We start from the raw sequence: 18159 nt of genomic DNA, 5'->3' as shown, positions 1-18159 counted from the left end.
TCGTCCGGTTCGGCCCCGGGCACTCGGGCGGGGTGCGTCCTGACTCGATCGCGGTGGTCATCGCCACCCGCAACCGCGCCGACCGGCTCGCCGAGACCCTGGAGCGGTTGACCGGCCTGCCCGAGCGGCCCTCGGTCCTGGTGGTGGACAACGCGTCCCACGACGGGACCCGCGCCCTGGTGCGTGCGCGCTTCCCCGGGGTCGGACTGCTGGCGCTGCCCGCCAACCGGGGCGCGTTGGCCCGCACCGACGGGGTCCGGGCGCTCGACCATCCCTATGTGGCCTTCAGCGACGACGACTCCTGGTGGGAGCCGGGCGCGCTGGCCCGCGCGGTGGGGATCCTGGAGGCCGACCCCCGCATCGGGCTGGTCGCCGCCCGCACCCGGGTCTCGCCGGCGGGCGGCCCCGACCCGCTCAACGAGGTGCTGGCCGGCTCGCCGCTCGGCGGCGGGGAGGGGCTGCCGGGCCCCCGGGTGCTCGGCTTCCTCGGCTGCGCGGCCGTGGTGCGGCGCTCCGCGTTCCTCGGCGTCGGCGGCTTCCACCCGCTGCTCTTCTTCGGCGCCGAGGAGACCCTGCTGGCCTACGATCTGGCCGCCGCGGGCTGGCTGGTCTGCCACGCCCCGGCCGTCACCGCCGTGCACCGGCCCGACTCAGGACCCCGACCGGACCGCGCCACCCTGCTGCACCGCAACGAGGCGCTGACCAGCTGGCTGCGGCGCCCGCTGCCGGTGGCCGCCCGCCACACCTGGCGGCTGGCCAGGAACGCGCGGGCCGACCGCGCCGCCCGGCGGGCGCTGGGGCAGCTGCTGCCCCGGCTGCCCGCGGCCCTGGCGGCCAGGCGCCGGCTGCCGGCGGGGGTGGAGGCCGACATCCGCCGGGTGGAGGTGGCCCATGCCGCCGGCTGAGCCGCGGGTCACCGTGCTGGTCATCACGCACAACCGGCGCGACGAGCTGCTGGGCACCCTGGACCGGCTGGCGGCGCTGCCCGAGCGCCCGCCGGTGGTCGTCGTGGACAACGCGAGCACCGACGGCACCGCCGAGGCCGTCGCCCGGCGCCACCCGGACGTGCGGTTGCTGACCCCGGGCGCCAACCTGGGCGCGGTGGGCCGCAACCTGGGCGTGCGCGAGGTCACCACCCCCTACGTCGCGTTCTGCGACGACGACACCTGGTGGGAGCCGGGCGCGCTGGCCACCGCCGTCGCGCTGCTGGACGACCACCCTTCGGTGGCGACGGTCACCGCGCGCATCGTGGTGGAGCCCGACGGGGGCGAGGACCCGATCGTGGCGGAGCTGCGCTCCTCGCCGCTGCCCCGGCCTCCGGGGCTGCCGGGTCCGGCGCTCGGCTCGTTTCTGGCGGGCGCGACCGTGCTGCGCGCGGACGCGTTCCGCGCGGTCGGCGGGTTCTCCCGCCGGCTGTGGCTGGGCGGCGAGGAGGAACTGGTGGCGGCCGACCTGATGGCCGCCGGGTGGTGGCTGGTCTTCGAGGAGCGGATGGTGGTCCACCACCGGCCCTCCGCGCTGCGCGACCCGACCCGCCGCCGCGCGGACGGCATCCGCAACACGCTGTGGTTCACCTGGCTGCGCCGCTCCCCGCGGTCCGCCGCGCGCCGCACCGCGACCGTGCTCCGCGGGGTGCCGAGGGACCGCACGACGGCCGGGGCGCTGCTGCGGGCGGTCGCCGGCCTGCCGTGGGTGCTGCGGGAGCGCCGCGCGGTGCCGCCCGAGGTGGAGCGCCGGCTGTGTCTGCTGGAGGCCGCGCAGCGGGAGTCCACGGCCCGCCGCTACGTGGGCTGACCGCCGTCGCCGGGGGCGGCGCCCGCGGTGACCCGGTCGAACGCGGCGAGCACCTCGGGCACGGTGATCCGCAGCAGCCGCGCGTCGGGCGCCGCCAAGTGCGGGTCGCCGGGGCGGGGCCCGTCGTCCGGGCCCGGGTGCCACAGCGCGCGGTGGCGGAACGAGGGCGGCGGGCCCCACAGTTCGGGTGCGACGGGGCCGAAGAGCACCACCGAGGGGGTGCCGTGGGCGGTCGCCAGATGGGCGACGCCGGTGTCCCCGACCAGCACGGCGCGGGCGTCGGCGACCAGCGCGGAGAGCGCGGCAAGCGGCAGCCCGGTGAGCACCGCCGCGCGCGGCAGGCCGGCGAGCGCGGCGACCCGGCGCCCCAGCCGCTCCTCGCCCGGACCCGCAGTCACCACCACCCGGTGGTCGCCGGCGAGCGTCCTGGCGACGGTGGCGAACCGTTCCGCCGGCCAGCGTCTGGCCCCCGCGTCGGCCCCCGGGTGCACGACTACGGCGCCGGGCGCGGGGGAGGGGACGGCGGGCGGGGCGACGCCGACGCGCGCGGGGTCGGCCGGAACGCCGTGCGCCCGCAGCAGCCGGCACCAGCGGGCGCGTTCGTGTTCCCGCTCCCGCCACGCCGGCGCCGGGGGGCGGGCGTAGCCGATCACGCGCCCGGGGCGCAGCGCCAGCAGGGGGCGCAGGCTGTGCGTGTCCCTGCCGTGCAGGTCGACCGCGACCTCGGGCGGCGGGCCGCGCCAGGCCAGGCGCTCCGGCACGGCCCGCCCCGGCGCCGAGGCCGGCAGCAGCGCGTCGACCGCGCCCACGGCGGCCACCACGTCGGACAGCGCGCCGGGCGCCGCCAGCACCAGCCGGTGGTCGGGGAAGGCGCGCCGCAACGCGTGCAGCGCCGGCACCGCCGTCAGCAGGTCGCCGAGCCCCAGGGCCCGCAGCACCAGCAGCCGGGGTGCCACGGCGTCACGAGGGGACGCGGGCGGCCCGCAGGGCGAGCGCCGTGGTGGAGAGGCCGTCGACGTACGGCAGGACCAGCGCCTGGCCGTTCCACTCGCGCAACTGCGCCGCCTCCGGCAGGTCCTGGACGCGGTAGTCGCCGCCCTTGACCCAGATGTCGGGGCGCAGCCGCCGCAGCAGCTCCTGCGGGGTGTCCTCGCCGAACTCGGCGACCGCGTCGACGCAGCCCAGCGCCTCCAGCACCGCCACCCGGTCGGCGACGCGGTTCAGCGGGCGGCCCTCGCCCTTGAGGCGGCGGACCGAGGCGTCGGAGTTGACGCACACGATCAGCATGTCGCCGGTGCGCCTGGCGTTCTGCAGGAACTGCACGTGCCCGGCGTGCAGCAGGTCGAAGCAGCCGCCGGCCGCCACCACCGTGCCGCCCCGCGCGCGCACCGCGTCGGCCAGCGCCGTGATCTCGGCCGTCCGGCGCGGCTTGGCGCCGGAGGCCGGGGCGCGCGCCGGGCGGCGCGGGTCGGCGCGCCAGTTGGCGCGGTCGGCGCAGTCGGAGGCGACGAAGGCGGCGGCGGCCTCGGTGGCGAGGTCGACGGCCTCCGAGGGCAACCCGCCGTCCGCCAGCACGGCGGTGGCGGTGGCGGCGAAGCAGTCGCCGGCGCCGCAGGGGTCGCCCTCGCTGTCGGCGGTGACCGGGGTGTACTGCGGGTCGTCGCACTCGGCCCGCGCGAGCACCGCGCCGCGCGCCCCCAGCGTGACCGCGACGGAGAGCGCGCGCCAGTGCGCGGCGAGCAGCGCGCCGCGCAGGCCCTGGGCCCGCAGCGAGTCGTCGTCGACGGTGAGCCGCCGCCCGGCGGCCTCGGCGCAGTGCTCCCGCACGAACCAGCGGGCCTCCCGCTCGTTGGGCGTCACCATCCGCACTCCGGGAACGGGCTGGTCGCCGCGCGGGTGCGGGTCCCACACCACGGGCAGCCGGCGGGCGGCCCGCCCCAGCGCGGCGCGCAGCGCGCGGGCCGTGCCCCGGCCGTAGTCGGCGACCAGCACGGAACCGGCCTCCGCCAGCGCCTCCCGGACCCGGGCGCCGGGCGCCCCCGGGGTGCCGCCGCCCCGGTCGAGCCGGATCACGGGCCGCTCCCCGGCCAGCACTCTGGACTTCACCGGCAGGCTGCCGTCCAGCGGCAGTTCGGCCAGCCGCACCCCCGGCGGCAGCAGGGAACGCACGGTCTCGCTCGCCTCGTCGTCGCCGAGCGCGGTGACCAGCACCACCTCGCGGCCGTCCGCCGCGGCCAGCGCGGCGGCCAGCCCGGCGCCGCCGGGCCGGCAGCGTTCGGACGCCACCTCGACGACCGGCACGGGCGCGTCGGGCGCCAGCCGGTCGGCGCGGCCGGTGATGTCCCGGTCGAGGAGGACGTCGCCCACCACGACGAGCGGTCCACGGCCCCTCACGCCGCCTCCCGGGAGAAGAGGACGGCCGGCGCGGGCCGCCGTTCCGCACCGGTCAGCGCCTCGTCGAACGCCTCGCAGACCACGTGCAGCGCCACCAGGTGCAACTCCTGCACGGTGGCCGTCGAGGGGGAGTCGACGGTGACGGCCGCGTCGGCGCGGGCGGCCAGCGGGTTGGGCGGCGGTCCCGTCATGGCCCACACCCGCACGCCGGCGTCGCGCGCGGCGTCGGCGGCGGCCAGCAGGTTGCCGCTGCCGCCCGAGGTGGACAGCAGCAGCAGTACGTCGCCGGCCCGGCCGTGCGCCGCGACCTGCCGGGCGAAGACCTGCTCGAAGCCGTAGTCGTTGCCGATGGCGGTGACGGCCGAGGTCTCCGCGTGCAGCGCGACGGCGGCGAACGGCGGCCGTTCCTCGCGGTAGCGGCCCACGAACTCGGCCGTCAGATGCTGCGCCTGGGCGGCGCTGCCGCCGTTGCCCGCCGCCAGCAGCCGCCCGCCGGCCGGCAGTACGCGCGCCAGCCGCCGCCCCCACTCGGCGGCCTCGGCCAGCCCGGTCCTCCCGTCGTGCTGGAACGAGGTCAGGGCCTCCTGGAGTGACGCGCAGTGCTGCCGCGCGGTGGGTGTCGCGTCCACGGCGAACTCTCCTTCCTGGAACGGCGGATGCGGGGCGGGCGGTGGGGCGCCGGGGGGCCGCGGCGCGGCCCCCCGGCGCTCACCCGGCGCCGCTGACGGGGGCGGGGGAGCGCTGCCGCAGTCCGAGATAGACCTGCTCGGTCGCGGCGGCGACCGAGGCCCAGCGGTAGCGGGTCAGCACCCGCCGACGCCCGGCGGCGCCCCGGGCGGCGCGCTCCGCCGGGTCGGCGAGGAGCGCGGCCACGGCGTCGGCCAGCGCCACCGGGTCGCCCGGCGGCACCAGCCGGCCGGTCGTCGGGTCGGCGACCGTGTCGCGCTGCCCGCCCACCGCGCTGGCCACCACGGGGACCCCGCAGGCCATCGCCTCCAGCGGCACGATCCCGAACGGCTCGTAGTCGGCCGGGCAGAGCACCAGGTCGGCGCTGCGGATCAGGAACGGCACCTCGGTGTGCGGCACGGAGCCGGTGAACCGCACCCGTTCCGCGACGCCCAGCCGTTCCGCGGCCCGCCGCAGCCGGCTGGCCACCGGGTCGGCGGCGAGCCGGTCCGCCGGTGGTCCGCCGGCGATCACCAGCTCGGCGTCGGGCAGCCTGGCCAGCGCGGCCAGCGAGATCTCCGCGCCCTTGCGCGGCACCAGCCGCCCGAGGTGCAGCAGCCGGTGCCGCCAGGGTCCGCGCGGCAGCCGGTCGCCCACGGGCGTGAACAGTTCGGGATCGACCCCGCAGGGCACCACCCGCACCCGCTCCGGCGGCACCCCCAGGGCGGCCAGCTCGGCGACCTCGTCCCGGCAGGTCGCCACCGTCAGGTCGCAGGCGCCGCCCAGGTGCCGCTCCCACTCGACGCGGCTGCCGGGGCTGGTGTCGGCGCTGCCCTGGTGGCGCCGCTTGACATGGCCGAGCGCGTGGAAGGTGTGCACCAGCGGCACCCCGTGCGGTCGGGCCGCCGCCAGGGCGGCCAGCCCGGACATCCAGAAGTGCGAGTGCGCGACGTCGGGCCGCCGCCGGCCCCACGCCCGTTCCAGATGGGTGCCGAACTCGCCCATGAACGGCAGCAGTTCGTCCTTGGGCACCTCGCGCGGCGGGCCGGCCGGCACGTGGCGCACCGCGAGGCCGGGCCGGGGCCGCACGGTCTCCGGCAGGGCGGCGGAGTCGCGCCGGGTGTAGACGGTCACCCGGTGGCCGCGGTCGACGAGCGCGCCGGCCAGCCGCGCCACGTGCACGTTCTGCCCGCCGGCGTCCTCGCCGCCGAGGGCGACGAGGGGGCTGGCGTGCTCGGAGACCAGGGCGATGTCCAGGCCACGCGCGGAGGGGTCGGGCCGCATCAGCGGATCACCTCTTCCAGGAGCCGTTCCCAGTCGGCGAGGAACCGCTTGAGCCCGTAGCGCCGCAGCGCCGCCTGACGCGCGGCGCGCCCGGCCGTCCTGGCCGCCTCAGGTTCGCGCGCGTAGTGGGCCGCCGCACCGGCCAGCACCTCGGGCCGGGTGGAGACCACCCCCGCCTCCGCCGGCACGGCCTCCACCACCTCCGTGGTGGCGAGCGCGACGACGGGCATCCCCAGGTGCATGGCCTCGATCAGGGAGAGCCCCAACGAGGTCCAGCGCACCGGGTGGGCGTAGAGGCGGCGGCGCGCCATCGCGTCGTGCAGCTCCTCCTGCGGCAGGTCCCACGAGCGGCAGCGCTCGGGGGCGAGCCCCAGCTCCGCCGCGAGGTTCTCGGTGCCCATGCCGAACACGTCGAGTCCGAGCGAGGCCGCGAGCCCCGGCAGCAGGTCGGTGCCGGTGGTCCGGCCGCGCCGCAGCGGCTCGTTGACCACCACGGCCGCCCTGGGCAGTTCGCCGGTCCAGCGGTGGCCCGGGTCCACCACGCCGTGCTCGACGACGGCGGTCGGCGCGCGCCCGTTGTCCCAGAACAGTCGGTTGAAGTGGGTGACGTGGACGAGCGTCAGGTCGTCCCGGTCGGCGCAGGGGTGCCGGGTGTCGGGCACGTCGCCGACGGGGGCGTTGTGTTCGACGTAGACGGCCGGGACCTCCCGTCCTGGCCGGCGGCCGCCGAGCCAGCGGGTCGCCAGCTCCGCCTCGTGGGGGCGCTGGAGCACCACCAGGTCCACGGGGGTGTCGCGCAGCCGTTCCGGCTCGACCTCCACCACCGAGTCCGGCCAGTGGTAGGTCAGCGCCCTGCCGCGCCCGTCGGGCCCCCGGTCGGGCAGCACCGGCACCAGGTAGGTGTGGGGACCCTGGACGAACGCCGTCGTCCAGGAACCGTGCACATGCCACAGCAGTATGTTCACGCGCTGGCCTTCCGTCCGATGCTGTCGCAGGGCGGTCCGCCGACGATCAGCCGGTCGACGGCCGCCAGGACCTCCTCGTCCGTGATCGAGTCCAGGCACGGGTGCCCCGCCACCGGGCACTCGCGGGCCCTGGTGCCGGCGCACGGCGCGTCCTGCCTGCCGAGCAGCAGATGCGGCACCCGGTAGGGGAGCCAGCGGTCCACCCGGACCACCGGCGCGAAGAGGCTGATCACCGGGGTGCGCACGGCCGCGGCCAGGTGCGCGGGCCCGGTGTTGCCGGCGATCACCGCGCGGGCGCCGGAGAGCACCCCGGCCAGCTCGGGCAGCGCGGTGCGTCCGCCGAGGTCCAGCGCGTGCCGGCCGGCGACCCGCCGGGTCAGCTCGGCCTCGCCGGGGCCGCCGGTCACCACCACCCGGTGCCCGGCGGCCGCGAGCGCGGCGACGGCGCGGGTGGCCCGCTCCGCGCTCCAGGTCCTGGCGGGCACGGCGGCTCCCGGGTGGACCACCAGATAGGGCTCGGCGCCGGTCAGCGCCGTGGTGTCGGGCGGGCGCCGCACCCGCAGCTCGCCGAAGTCGCCCGGCGGCAGCGCGAACCCGGCCGCGCCCGCCAGGTCGAGCGCGGCGGCGGCCTCGTGGCGGTAGGGCGCGCGCCGGTGGCGGAGTTGGAGCAGCGAGCCCGGGTAGTGCTCGCTGTCGGCGCCGACCCACTCCACACCGGCCAGCTTCAGCAGCAGCGCGGCCGGCAGCGGGCTCTGGTGCTGGGAGGCCAGTACCAGAGCCCGGTCGTAGCGGTCGGCGGCCAGCCGGTCGACCAGCTCCGCCACGTCGGCCGGCTCGACGGCGGGCGCGGCCAGGCTGACCCACGGCGCGTGGTAGACGCGCACCCGGTCCACGCCGGGCAGCAGCCGCGCGGCGGCCTCGCCCGAGGGGCCGCAGAGCACGGTCACCTCGGAGGAACCGGCGGCGACGGCCCGGACGGCGGGGCCGGCCAGCAGCACGTCGCCCGCACTGTCCAGCCGGACGACCAGGGTGCGCGGCGCCCCGCGCGGCGCGGCCGTCACCGCGCCTCCCCCGCCAGCCGGGGCGCGGGCGCCAGCAGCGCGCGCACGGCGGTGAGCAGGTCGGGCGCCACCGCCTCGCCGGCGGCGGCGACCTCGTCGGCCCGGGTGGCGGGCGTCGGCACCAGCACCCCGCGCGCCCCGGCGGCCTCGGCGGCGGCGATGTCGCCGCCGATGTCGCCGACGACGACGGCCCGGTGCGGCGGCACGCCCAGCCGCCGGCAGGCCGCCAGGACCAGTCCGGGCGCCGGCTTGCGGCAGCCGCAGCCGTCGGCGGGCCCGTGCGGGCAGACGGCCCAGACGTCGAACGGGCCGAGCAGCTCCTCGATCCGCGCCCCGACCGCCTCCGTCTCGGCGCGGCCGAAGTGGCCGAGCGCGACGCCCGACTGGTTGCTGACCACGCCGGTGGCCACCCCCCGCTCCCGCAGCAGCGCCAGCGCGGCGCGGGCGCCGGGCAGCACGCTGACCCGGGCGGGGTCGCCGTTGTACGGCACGTCCTCGACCAGGGTGCCGTCGCGGTCGAAGAGCACGGCCCCGGGGCCGTGCCGCTCGTCGGCTCCGCGCCTGGCCGGCGGGGGAGCGGCCGGAAAGAGCCAGGGCCCCCCGGGCAGGCGTGTGGGGCGTTCACTCATGAGACCAGGGGTTGCCAGATTGATCCGATATAAACACTTTGCTCCGGCGTGTCCCGCGATGCCGGAACATTCCGCGCAGCCGGTGCCCGACGGCGAACGGCGGGATCGCCGCGCTGGTCAGCGCCATCCGCCCGATCTCCTCCGCCGTGCGCGGCCCGGGACCGATCCGGGCGACCGCGAACTCGGCCGTCACCGCCAGCCACAGCGCGCCCCCCAGCGCCGCGGCCCGCGGCCGCCGGGCCAGCAGCGCCGCCGCCGCGCCGACCGCCGCCGCGCTGGCCGCCAGATGACCGGGGAACCGTCCCAGCGGCGCCTCGGCCCGCGCCCGCCAGCGGCGCCCGTGCACCCGCGCCATCAGCACGTCGTCCGCGTTGCCGGCCTGGGTACGCAGGGAGACCCAGTAGCCGGCCGGCCGCACCGGGTGCGTCGTGCGCCGCCTCCCGGTCGTCAGCCGCCAGCCGGCGTCCAGGACGCGCAGCGCCAGGTCGGCGTCCTCGCGGAAGGCCCGGGGGAAGCGTTCGTCGAACCCCCCGACCTCCGCCAGCGCCGCCCTCCGGTAGGCCATGTCCGCGGTGATCCAACGCGCCCCGGCCAGGCCGGCCGTGGCCCGTTCCCAGTCCGTCGGCGCCCGGTCCCCCGGCAGCGGCACCTCGATCCGGCCCTGGGTGCCGCCGGTCCCCTCGTCGGCCGCCGCCAGGTCGTCCGCCAGCGCCCGGCGCCAGTCGGGCCCCGGCACCACGTCGTCGTCGAGAAAGGCGATCCACGGCTCGGTCGCCCGGCGCCAGCCGGTGTTCCGCGCGGCGGCCGGGCCCCGGGCGCAGCCCGGGACGATCTCGGTGACCGGCCGCAGCGCCCTCGGCACCGCGACCGGCAGCGGCTCGGGGTCGTCGGGCGGCCGGTCGTCGACCAGCACCACCCGGGCGGGCGGCGGCCCCTCCCCGTCCGCCAGCGCCGCCAGGGCGGCGTCCAGCGAGGGGCGGCCCAGCGTCGGGATCACCACGGCGTAGGCGGTCGCGCGTGCCTCGCTCACCTGCCACCTCCGAAGGGCGTGTGCGTCGTTCCTTCGCGCCCCCCGTTCGCCCCCCCGTTCCCGCCCCCCCCGTTCGCGCCCCCGTTCCCGCCCGTCAGCCGGCGCCCGCGCCGAAGAGCGCGCGCCGGCGCACCACGAACGGACCCAGCGCCAGCAGGTCGACCGGGGAGGAACCGAAGCACTCCAGCGCGTCCCTCGGATCGTCCACCATCGGCCGACCCGCCGTGTTCAGGCTGGTGTTGACCACGACCGGCAGCCCGGTCGCCGCCTCGAACGCCTCCAGCATCCGCGCCACCAGCGGCTCCGCCTCCCGGTCCACCGTCTGCACACGCGCGGTGCCGTCCACGTGCACCACCGCGGGAATCCGCTCGCGCCAGTGGGGCAGCACCTCGTGGACGAAGAGCATGTAGGGGCTGGGCAGCGGTCCCGCGAAGATCTCCGACGCCCGGTCGGCCAGCACCATGGGCGCCACCGGGCGGAACTGCTCGCGCCCCTTGATGTCGTTCAGCCGCTCCAGATTCCCCGAGGGCCCGGGGTGTGCCAGCAGCGAGCGGTGCCCCAGCGCCCTCGGCCCGTACTCGGCGCGCCCCTGGAACCAGGCCACCACCGCGTTCTCCGCCAGCGCCCGCGCCACCTCGACGGCGACGTCCGCCGGACGCTCGAACGGCACCGCGGCCGTCTTCAGCCACCCCTCGAGCTCCGCGTCCGACCAGCCGCGCCCCAGGTCGACGCCCGGCTGCGGACGGGTGGGGGAGCCCGGGTCGGCGTCCGCCGCGTGCAGCAGCGCGCCGCCCAGCGCGGTGCCCGCGTCCCCGGAGGCGGGCTGCACCCACACCCGGCGGAACGGGCCCTCGGCGGTCAGCCGCGAGTTGGCCACGCAGTTCAACGCCACGCCGCCCGCCATCGTCAGCACCTCGTCGTGGGTCTGCCCGTGCAGCCACCGCACCAGGTCGAGCAGCGTCTCCTCCAGGCAGACCTGCGCCGCCGCCGCCAGGTCGGCCTGTTCCGGCGTCCACCCCTCCCCGTCGCGTCGCGCCGCGCACAACTCCTCCCACGGCACCCCCGCCGCCCGGAACCCGCCGTCCCCGGTGGCGTACACGTGGCGCCGCAGTTCGGGCAGGAACCGGCGCGGGTTCCCGTACGCCGCGAGCGCCATCACCTTGTACTCGTCGCTGGACCGCAGAAAGCCCAGGTGCTCGGTCAGCTCCTCGTAGAACAGCCCCAGCGAGTGCGGCAGCTCCTGCCCGTGCAGCGCTTCGAGCCGCGCGCCCTCCCGCCGCGCGGCCAGGTGCGAGGTGGCCTCGCCCCGGCCGTCGAGCACCAGCACGGACGCACGCTCGGCGCCCGGCGCGGCGAACGCGGACGAGGCGGCGTGCGCCATGTGGTGCGGCACGAACCGCACCTGCTCCGGCGCGAGCCCCGGCAGCGCCTCGCACAGGAAGGCCGGCGCCTCCCGCGCGTAGGTCTGCCGCAGCTCGTCCCACGGGTCGTGCAGCCCGAGCCGGTCGGCGGGCCTGGCCAGCGACGGGTCGTAGGAGTAGGTGACCGCGTCCAGGTCCTCGGGCCGCAGCCCCGCCTGGCTCAGACACCAGGCGGCGGACATCTCCGGCAGCTCCCAGGCGGAGAACGGCAGCGGCCGCTTCCCGTGCTTGCGACGGGAGAAGCGTTCCTCCTCGGCGGCGGCGACGGTCCTGCCGTCGACGACGAGGGCCGCCGCCGGATCGTGGAAGAGGGCGTTGACACCGAGTACGCGCATGGGTTCTCCGTCGGGTGGGCCGGGGCGAGCCGGGGGAACGGGACCGGGGCAAGTGGGGGAGGGCCGCGCTCAGCCGGCCGGACGCGCGGCGTCGGCCGGCTGTTCCGCGCCGGCCTGCTGAGCGGCGTCGGCCGGCTGTTCCGCGTCGGCCCGGCGCCCGGCGAACCAGGCGATCGTGCGGGCCAGCCCGTCGGCCGCCTCGACCACCGGCTCCCACTGGAGCTTGCCGCGCGCCAGCGTGATGTCCGGGCGGCGCACCATCGGGTCGTCCACGGGCCGGTCGACCATCCGCACGGTCGAGGAGGAACCGGTCAGCCGGATCACCGTCCTGGCCAGCTCCCGCATGGTGATCTCGGTCGGGTTGCCGATGTTCACCGGCGTCCGCAGGTCGGAGGCGGCCAGCGCCAGCACCCCGGCGACCGTGTCCGACACGTAGGTGAGGGAACGGGTCTGCCGCCCGTCCCCCGTCACCGTCAGCGGCTCGCCCGCCAGCGCCTGCCGCACGAACGTCGGCACCGCGCGCCCGTCGTGGCCGCGCATCCGGGGGCCGTAGGTGTTGAACAGCCGGACGATGCCGGTGTCCGTGCCGTTCACCTCGCCCTCGGCGACCGTCAACGCCTCGCTGAACCGCTTCGCCTCGTCGTACACGCTGCGCGGGCCCACCGGGTTCACGTTGCCCCAGTACCGCTCGCTCTGCGGGTGCTCCAGCGGGTCGCCGTACACCTCGGAGGTGGAGGCCAGCACGAACCGCGCGCCGTGCCGGCGGGCCAGCGCCAGCGCGTTGCGGGTGCCGAGGCTGCCGGTCTCCAGGGTGTGCAGCGGCAGCCGCAGATAGTCCGCCGGGGAGGCGGGGGAGGCGAAGTGCAGCACCAGGTCCACCTCGCCGGCCACGTCGAACGGCTCCGTCACGTCGGCACGCACCATCGTCAGCCCGGGCAGGTCGGCGAGCGCCGCGGCATGGTCGGGGTGGGCGGTGCACAGGTCGTCGACGCAGGTCACCTCCGTGCCGCCGGCCAGCAGCGCCTCGCACAGGTGGGAGCCGAGGAAACCGGCGCCCCCGGTGACGACGGCGTGCCGGAACGGCGTGCCCTTCCTGCCCTCCATGTCCTCTCCTTTCACCGCCTCCGAACCCGCTGCCCCGCTGACCCCAGGTACCCCGGATGAAACAGGACAAACAGCTATATACAGCCCATGTGGACGGTGCCTCGCGAGAGAGCGGGGTGAATAGGGGTGGGGGCGGCGGCGACGTCACGGCTAGGGTGTCGGCGCACTCAGCCCAGGAAGAGCTGAGAACGGACCGTGAGAAACGATCGGCGTGAACACGGAGCGCCGGTAGCAGAGGATTCGCGCGAACCCCGAAAACAGCCGGCCGCGGACCGGTAATTCGGCCGCCCGGCCGGGACCGAATTTCCCGCCGGTCAGCGCACGCGAATACTCGTCGGCTCCACCCCCCTAACACCCCTAATCCTCCGGCAGTTGACCGACACTTCTTGTGGTGAAGGAAATCCGCGTGCTAGAAAAACCCCGATATTCGCCGGGAGAACCTCATCGGAAAGGTGGCGCATGAGCTCCAACGGAACGCTTCCGCCCCGCGCGCACGCCTCGGTGGACAATCTGCGGACCTATCTGCTCGCCGCCGGGGCCAAAACGCCCCACCGGGCGGCCGTGATTCAGGCGGCACCGGGTGGCGGTCTGGAGACCGTCAGCTGGGGCGAGTTGGAGGCGCGCACCGACCGCTGTGTCGAAGCGCTCGACGCCCTCGGACTCGACGTCGGTGACCGGGTGATCATCGAGTCCGACACCTCGGCCGAGGCCGTGGCGACGCTTCTGGCCTGCGCCACGCTGGGGCTGCCGTTCGTGCCGGTCGCCCCCGGACTGCCGGACGAGCGACTGCGCGCCATCATCGCCAGCGCCGAGCCCGCCCTCTACCTCCAGACCGTGGACGGCAAGCGCGCCGACATCCCCGAGCAGGTCGGCACGGGCCGGTTCGGCCCCGAGGGCGTGGTCGTGGAGCGCCAGCCGGTGCGCCGCGGGCCGCGCCGCCGCAGGACCGTCACGCCCGTCGACACCGCGTACATCATCTTCACCTCGGGGACCACGGGCCGGCCCAAGGGCGTGGCCATGAGCCACCGCGGGGTCATCTCGTTCCTGCGCGGCGCGCGGGCCGCCGACTTCCTCACCATCGAGGACCGTGTCGCCGGCACGGCGCCGCTCCAGTTCGACTTCGCGCTGTTCGACATCGGGTTTGCCCTCAGTCACGGCGCCACCCTGGTGCCCGTCCCGCGTGACCGGCTCACCTGGCCGCGCCGCCTGCTGGCGTTCCTCCGCGAGGCCGAGGTGACGCAGGTCCACGCCGTCCCCTCGGTGTGGCGCCCGGTGCTACGCCACGAGCCGGAGATGCTGGCCGAGCTGGGGGACCGTGGCGCGCTGCGCGGCATCCTCTTCTCCGGTGAGGCCTTCCCCCTCAACGAACTGCGCGGCGTCCAGGCGCTCCTGCCGAAGGCACGCTTCATCAACCTGTACGGGCCCACCGAGTGCATGGCGGTCTCCGTCACGGAGTTGCCCAACCCGCTGCCGAACGACGCGGAGCGCCTGTCGATCGGCCGGGCGATCCCGGGCGCCGAGGTCACGCTGATCGGCGCCGACGGGCAGTCCGTGGAGGAGCCCGGGGTGATCGGCGAGATCTACCTGCGCAGCACCTCGCTCTTCAACGGCTACTGGAACGACCCGGAGACCACCCGCGCCACCCTCGTCCCGGACCCCCTGCACCCCAGGTCCGGCCAACTGGTGCTGAAGACGGGCGACCTGGCCTCCCGGGGCGCGGACGGTGAGCTGTACTTCCACGGCCGTGCCGACTCCCAGGTGCAGATCCGCGGCAACCGCGTCGAACTCGGTGAGGTGGAGACGCGGGTCGCCGCGTTCCCCGGCATCACCGGCGCGGTCGCCTCCGTCCTGCCGCACGAGGAGGACGAACCGCAGCTCCACGTCTTCGTCACCTGCGACCCCGGGGAACCCGCGCCGGACGCCAGGAAGGTCGCCGCGTTCTGCCGGACCGCGCTGCCCGTCTACATGGTCCCGCACAAGATGCACGTGGTGGACGAGTTCCCGCTGAGCGCCAACGGCAAGGTGGACCGCACCGCCCTGCGCGCCCTCGTGTCCTCCTGAGCCGCCGCGGCCCCGCGCCGTCCCGCCGTCGGGCAGCACCGCCCCCCGACGGCGGGACGGCGCCGCCGCGTGCGCGCACCCGGCCGGCGCCGTCCGGCGTCGGCGCGGGGGCCGGGGCGAACCCGCCCCGGCCCCCGCCGACCCCAGGAGACCTCAGGAGACCAGGCGGCGGACGCCCTCCTCGATCCTGCGCAGCTTCTCCGCGACATGGGGAAGCGCCAGCGGGTCGTCGGAGCGCAGGGACTCCCACTGGAGTGGGGGGGTGTCGCCGTAGAGCATACTGGTGGCGGCCTTGAAGCGCAGGGCGCCCGGATCGTCGCCCAGCAGGTGTCCGGCGAGCACGGCGAGGCCGGAGGCGTCGAGCAACTCACGCGCCAGCGAGGGGGAGTCGGTGACGCCCTTGGCGGTGAGCACGGGCCGCAGGGGCTCGAAGTCGGGATACACGTAGAACGCACCGGTGGGCGGGCGGCAGTCGGCGCCGGCGGCCGTCAGGACGCCGTGCACGGCACGCGCCACGACCCCGTGCAGGCGCGCGCTGTTGGCCAGGTGGGCCCGCAGCTCCGGCGGCTCGCTGAAGGCGTACCGCGCGACCTCCTGCATCGGTGCCGCCAGGGTGGACCACATCTCGCTGGCGACGGAGAGGACGTTGGCGCGCAGGGCCAGCCCGCGCTCGTCCGCGGGGAAGCGGGCCGCGCCGATGCGCCAGCCGCCCACCGCGAGGCTCTTGGACAACCCGCTGGTCACCACGGTGCGGTGGGGAACGACCTCGCAGGGGCTGAGGAAGGGGGTCGCCGGATCGTGCACGACATCCCGGTAGATCTCGTCCGAGACGAGGGTCAGGTCCTCCTCCTCGGCGAGGGCGCACAGCTCCCGGACGAGGGCGGGCGGCGCGAGGGTGCCGGTCGGGTTGTCGGGGAGCGTCAGGACGACCGTGCGCGGGTCGCGGCCCGCTCGGCGCTCGGCGCGCAGAGTCTCCCGCAGCAGCGCCGGATCGGGCACGCCGCCCGCCTGCGCGGGGATGGGCACCGACACGCAGTGCTTGCCGGCCAGCGCCGCCTGGGGCGCGTAGGTGTTCCAGGCCGGCCGGGGGATGACGAGGTCACCAGGCAGCACCAGGTTGAGCGCCATCAGCAGCGGCTTGCTGCCGGGGGCGACCACGACCTGCCCGGGGTCGGTCGGCAGCCGGCGACGCGTGAAGTAGCCCGCCACGGCCTCGCGCGTCGTCGCGTCGCCCTGGACCGCCCCGTACGCGTTGCGCCGGGCGCCGGCGACCAGGCGGTCCACCAGGCCGTCGAAGGCCGGCAGCCGGGACTCGCCGAAGCCCAGGTGGAGTATGTCCTCGCCCGCCGCCCTGCGTTCGTCCACCCGCTGGTTGAGCGCCAGGTTCGGGGACATCGGCAGGACCCTGGGCCGGGGGCTGGGCCCTGCCGGCGTCGGTTCCACCACGGTGGTCATGGCTGGCTCCCTTCCGCCAGAAGCTGGCGGTGCGTGCCGCCCCAGACGGCCGCGGCGATGTCCGCCGGCGTGTCCGGGACCGGTTCGAGTTCGTCCACCCAGGCGGCGGTCGGGGAGTAGTGGGCCCGGAAGGGCCGCCCGACCAGCGCGGGATCGCGCGCCTGGAGCATGCGCAGCTGGAAGTACCGGGCCCCGGCCGACTCCTCGACGCCGTCCACCAGGACCTTGCCCGACGTGGCGGACATGACCGGCCCGCGTACCGTCCTGGCCAGCCCCGGCAGGGCGCGGTAGGCCGTGCGGAAGACCTCGGCGGCCTTGGCCAGCGGCACCTTGAAGTAGTCGTACGGCCCGGTGTCCCGCTCCACGAACATGTAGTAGGGCACCGTTCCCTGGGCGAGTTCGGCCTGCCACAGGGAGTTCCACGTCTGGGCGTCGTCGTTGATCCGCCCGATCAGCGGCGCCTGGCAGTAGACCACGGCCCCGGTCGCCCGGATGCGGGAGAGCGCCTTCGCCACCACCTCGGTGCCCAGTTCCCTGGGATGGGTGAAGTGGGCCATGACGGCCAGCGTGCGGCCGCTGGCCGTCACGCGTTCGAACAGCCGCAGGGCGTCGTCCGCGTCCTTGTCCGAGACGAAGCGGTAGGGCCAGTACGCCAGGGACTTGGTGCCGATGCGGATGGTGCGGACGGAGTCCACGGCCAGCAGCGGCTCCAGGTGGTTGCTCAGCCGGTCGGACCCCATGATCATGGGGTCGCCGCCGGTCACCAGCACGTCGTGCACCTCGGGGTGCTCCCCGAGGTAGCGGATCAGCGGCTCCGGGCCCGGGGCCGCGAACCGCAGGTCGGCGTCCCCGACGAACTGGGCCCAGCGGAAGCAGTACGTGCAGTAGGAGTGGCACGTCTGCCCCTGGCTGGGGAAGTAGAGCACGGTCTCCCGGTACTTGTGCTGCAGGCCGGGCACGGGCGAGCCGTCGAGGCGGGGCACGTTCAGTTCCAACTGGCCAGAGGGGTGGGGGTTCAGGCGCCCCCGGATCTCCTTGACCGCCGCGGCGACCGCCTGCCGGTCTCCCGTGCTGCTCGCCGTCTCCAGCAGCCGCTCGTCCTCGGGGGCGAGCATGCCGCGTTGGGGGAACACCATCCGGAACATCGGGTCGTCGGGCACGCTTTCCCAGTCGACGAGTTCGGACAGCGCGTACTCGTTGACGCGAAACGGCAGTACCTGGGAGATCAACTCGACCGTCTTCACCTGCTCCGCGCTGAGGGGAAAGCGTTTGGCTATGGCGTGGATCTGCTTGGGGCCAAAGGCTCGGAAACGCGGGCTCTGGACGGGGCTGGGGCCCAGCAGGGGCATCATGCGGATCTCTTCCGTGAGACTTCGTCGAAGGTGGAGTGGAAGATGGGTCGGGTGTTCAGCTGGTTTCCCACGCCAGGGATCCGAGGGACTTTCCCGGCACACGGGGAAACCGCGTGACTGGCGGAAAAGACCCTCTTGCCCCCGCCCATCCCGTCGGGGAACCCCGAGCACGGCCGCGCGGCGCTGCGACGGATTCCGTGCGTGGGACATCGGCGAATGCGAGTGGACGAATATGGGTGAACACAGTGACGCGGCATGGTGGCGAGTGCTCCCTCGTCCCGCGCTCAAGAGAACGCCAGGAGGTGGCCAGCTTATGTCTGATGGCTGATCGTCGGCCTCGCCGGCCGACCCCAGCTACCCGTAGAACCCCCTAGATGAACTGACCCGCAGGTCAGTGGTCTCACGGCGCCACCGAACTGAGGCCCGTCACCGGGGTGCGAGGTCGTGCCCGGGAGCGGTGGCGCGTTCCGGGCCCGTGGGGGCCAGGCGCCCCGGCACACCCGCGACGGCGTGCCGGGGCGGCTCTCGGAGGCGGTCGCCGCGCCGCCGTCCGCCGAGCCGGCGACCCGCCCGGCACCAGGCCCGCGACGAGCCGCACCGGGAGGGCC

The 18159-nt window shown here is 76.2% G+C and carries 15 protein-coding genes; 3 read left to right on the top strand and 12 right to left on the bottom strand.

Annotation, left to right across the window (positions count from 1 at the left end; genetic code table 11):
* Positions 1 to 32: 32 nt before the first annotated feature.
* Positions 33 to 905, top strand: coding sequence for a glycosyltransferase family 2 protein (locus tag CRP51_RS07175; protein WP_245880422.1), 873 nt, complete (start codon positions 33 to 35; stop codon positions 903 to 905).
* Positions 892 to 1794, top strand: a complete 903-nt coding sequence (locus tag CRP51_RS07170; RefSeq protein ID WP_097230160.1) for a glycosyltransferase family 2 protein — start codon at positions 892 to 894, stop codon at positions 1792 to 1794. The genes CRP51_RS07175 and CRP51_RS07170 overlap by 14 nt, the downstream gene beginning before the upstream one ends.
* Here the strand turns inward: CRP51_RS07170 and CRP51_RS07165 are convergent.
* The 10 genes from CRP51_RS07165 to CRP51_RS07120 all read right to left on the bottom strand — a co-directional run bounded on the left by CRP51_RS07165 (position 1782) and on the right by CRP51_RS07120 (position 12683).
* Complete coding sequence (locus tag CRP51_RS07165) at positions 1782 to 2750, bottom strand: glycosyltransferase family 9 protein (RefSeq protein ID WP_097230159.1); 969 nt, start codon at positions 2748 to 2750, stop codon at positions 1782 to 1784. The genes CRP51_RS07170 and CRP51_RS07165 overlap by 13 nt on opposite strands.
* A gap of 4 nt (positions 2751 to 2754) precedes the next feature.
* On the bottom strand, positions 2755 to 4188 hold the full coding sequence (gene rfaE2, locus CRP51_RS07160) for a D-glycero-beta-D-manno-heptose 1-phosphate adenylyltransferase (protein ID WP_097230158.1): 1434 nt from the start codon (positions 4186 to 4188) through the stop codon (positions 2755 to 2757).
* Complete coding sequence (locus CRP51_RS07155) at positions 4185 to 4817, bottom strand: D-sedoheptulose-7-phosphate isomerase (protein ID WP_097230157.1); 633 nt, start codon at positions 4815 to 4817, stop codon at positions 4185 to 4187. The genes rfaE2 and CRP51_RS07155 overlap by 4 nt, the downstream gene beginning before the upstream one ends.
* Before the next feature lie 79 nt (positions 4818 to 4896).
* A complete protein-coding gene (locus tag CRP51_RS07150; RefSeq protein ID WP_097230156.1) occupies positions 4897 to 6138 on the bottom strand; it encodes a glycosyltransferase in 1242 nt (413 codons plus the stop codon).
* On the bottom strand, positions 6138 to 7103 hold the full coding sequence (locus tag CRP51_RS07145; protein WP_097230155.1) for a glycosyltransferase: 966 nt from the start codon (positions 7101 to 7103) through the stop codon (positions 6138 to 6140). Before CRP51_RS07145 ends, CRP51_RS07150 begins: the two co-directional genes overlap by 1 nt.
* The gene (locus CRP51_RS07140) at positions 7100 to 8164 is read right to left on the bottom strand and encodes a glycosyltransferase family 9 protein (RefSeq protein ID WP_097230154.1); all 1065 of its coding nucleotides are present in this window, start codon (positions 8162 to 8164) and stop codon (positions 7100 to 7102) included. The genes CRP51_RS07145 and CRP51_RS07140 overlap by 4 nt, the downstream gene beginning before the upstream one ends.
* On the bottom strand, positions 8161 to 8793 hold the full coding sequence (locus CRP51_RS07135; RefSeq protein WP_097230153.1) for a D-glycero-alpha-D-manno-heptose-1,7-bisphosphate 7-phosphatase: 633 nt from the start codon (positions 8791 to 8793) through the stop codon (positions 8161 to 8163). Before CRP51_RS07135 ends, CRP51_RS07140 begins: the two co-directional genes overlap by 4 nt.
* On the bottom strand, positions 8786 to 9823 hold the full coding sequence (locus CRP51_RS07130) for a glycosyltransferase family 2 protein (RefSeq protein ID WP_097230152.1): 1038 nt from the start codon (positions 9821 to 9823) through the stop codon (positions 8786 to 8788). The genes CRP51_RS07135 and CRP51_RS07130 overlap by 8 nt, the downstream gene beginning before the upstream one ends.
* Before the next feature lie 94 nt (positions 9824 to 9917).
* Positions 9918 to 11579, bottom strand: coding sequence for a carbamoyltransferase family protein (locus CRP51_RS07125; RefSeq protein ID WP_097230151.1), 1662 nt, complete (start codon positions 11577 to 11579; stop codon positions 9918 to 9920).
* Between the two features lie 69 nt (positions 11580 to 11648).
* Complete coding sequence (locus CRP51_RS07120; RefSeq protein WP_097230150.1) at positions 11649 to 12683, bottom strand: NAD-dependent epimerase/dehydratase family protein; 1035 nt, start codon at positions 12681 to 12683, stop codon at positions 11649 to 11651.
* Positions 12684 to 13142: 459 nt separating this feature from the next.
* On the opposite strand from CRP51_RS07120, the gene CRP51_RS07115 reads away from it, so the two are divergent.
* Positions 13143 to 14744 (top strand): AMP-binding protein, encoded by a 1602-nt coding sequence (locus tag CRP51_RS07115; protein WP_097230149.1) that lies wholly within the window; start codon positions 13143 to 13145, stop codon positions 14742 to 14744.
* Between the two features lie 153 nt (positions 14745 to 14897).
* On the opposite strand, the gene CRP51_RS07110 is transcribed toward CRP51_RS07115, so the two are convergent.
* Positions 14898 to 16199 (bottom strand): pyridoxal phosphate-dependent aminotransferase, encoded by a 1302-nt coding sequence (locus tag CRP51_RS07110; protein ID WP_245880421.1) that lies wholly within the window; start codon positions 16197 to 16199, stop codon positions 14898 to 14900.
* The gene (locus CRP51_RS07105; protein WP_097230328.1) at positions 16196 to 17548 is read right to left on the bottom strand and encodes a KamA family radical SAM protein; all 1353 of its coding nucleotides are present in this window, start codon (positions 17546 to 17548) and stop codon (positions 16196 to 16198) included. The genes CRP51_RS07110 and CRP51_RS07105 overlap by 4 nt, the downstream gene beginning before the upstream one ends.
* Between the last annotated feature and the right edge of the window lie 611 nt (positions 17549 to 18159).

It is taken from the genome of Streptomyces zhaozhouensis, from assembly GCF_900230195.1.
Taxonomy (GTDB): domain Bacteria; phylum Actinomycetota; class Actinomycetes; order Streptomycetales; family Streptomycetaceae; genus Streptomyces; species Streptomyces zhaozhouensis.
Note: the sequence above shows the minus strand (reverse complement) of the source record. Positions and strands in the feature narration are given on the sequence as shown.

Excerpts from the sequence above, each read along its gene's own strand:
- CRP51_RS07170 (WP_097230160.1), top strand. The coding sequence starts at position 892 with ATGCCGCCGGCTGAGCCGCGGGTCACCGTGCTGGTCATCACGCACAAC.
- CRP51_RS07150 (WP_097230156.1), bottom strand. The coding sequence starts at position 6,138 with ATGCGGCCCGACCCCTCCGCGCGTGGCCTGGACATCGCCCTGGTCTCC.
- CRP51_RS07135 (WP_097230153.1), bottom strand. The coding sequence starts at position 8,793 with ATGAGTGAACGCCCCACACGCCTGCCCGGGGGGCCCTGGCTCTTTCCG.
- CRP51_RS07125 (WP_097230151.1), bottom strand. The coding sequence starts at position 11,579 with ATGCGCGTACTCGGTGTCAACGCCCTCTTCCACGATCCGGCGGCGGCC.
- CRP51_RS07120 (WP_097230150.1), bottom strand. The coding sequence starts at position 12,683 with ATGGAGGGCAGGAAGGGCACGCCGTTCCGGCACGCCGTCGTCACCGGG.
- CRP51_RS07115 (WP_097230149.1), top strand. The coding sequence starts at position 13,143 with ATGAGCTCCAACGGAACGCTTCCGCCCCGCGCGCACGCCTCGGTGGAC.
- CRP51_RS07110 (WP_245880421.1), bottom strand. The coding sequence starts at position 16,199 with ATGACCACCGTGGTGGAACCGACGCCGGCAGGGCCCAGCCCCCGGCCC.
- CRP51_RS07105 (WP_097230328.1), bottom strand. The coding sequence starts at position 17,548 with ATGCCCCTGCTGGGCCCCAGCCCCGTCCAGAGCCCGCGTTTCCGAGCC.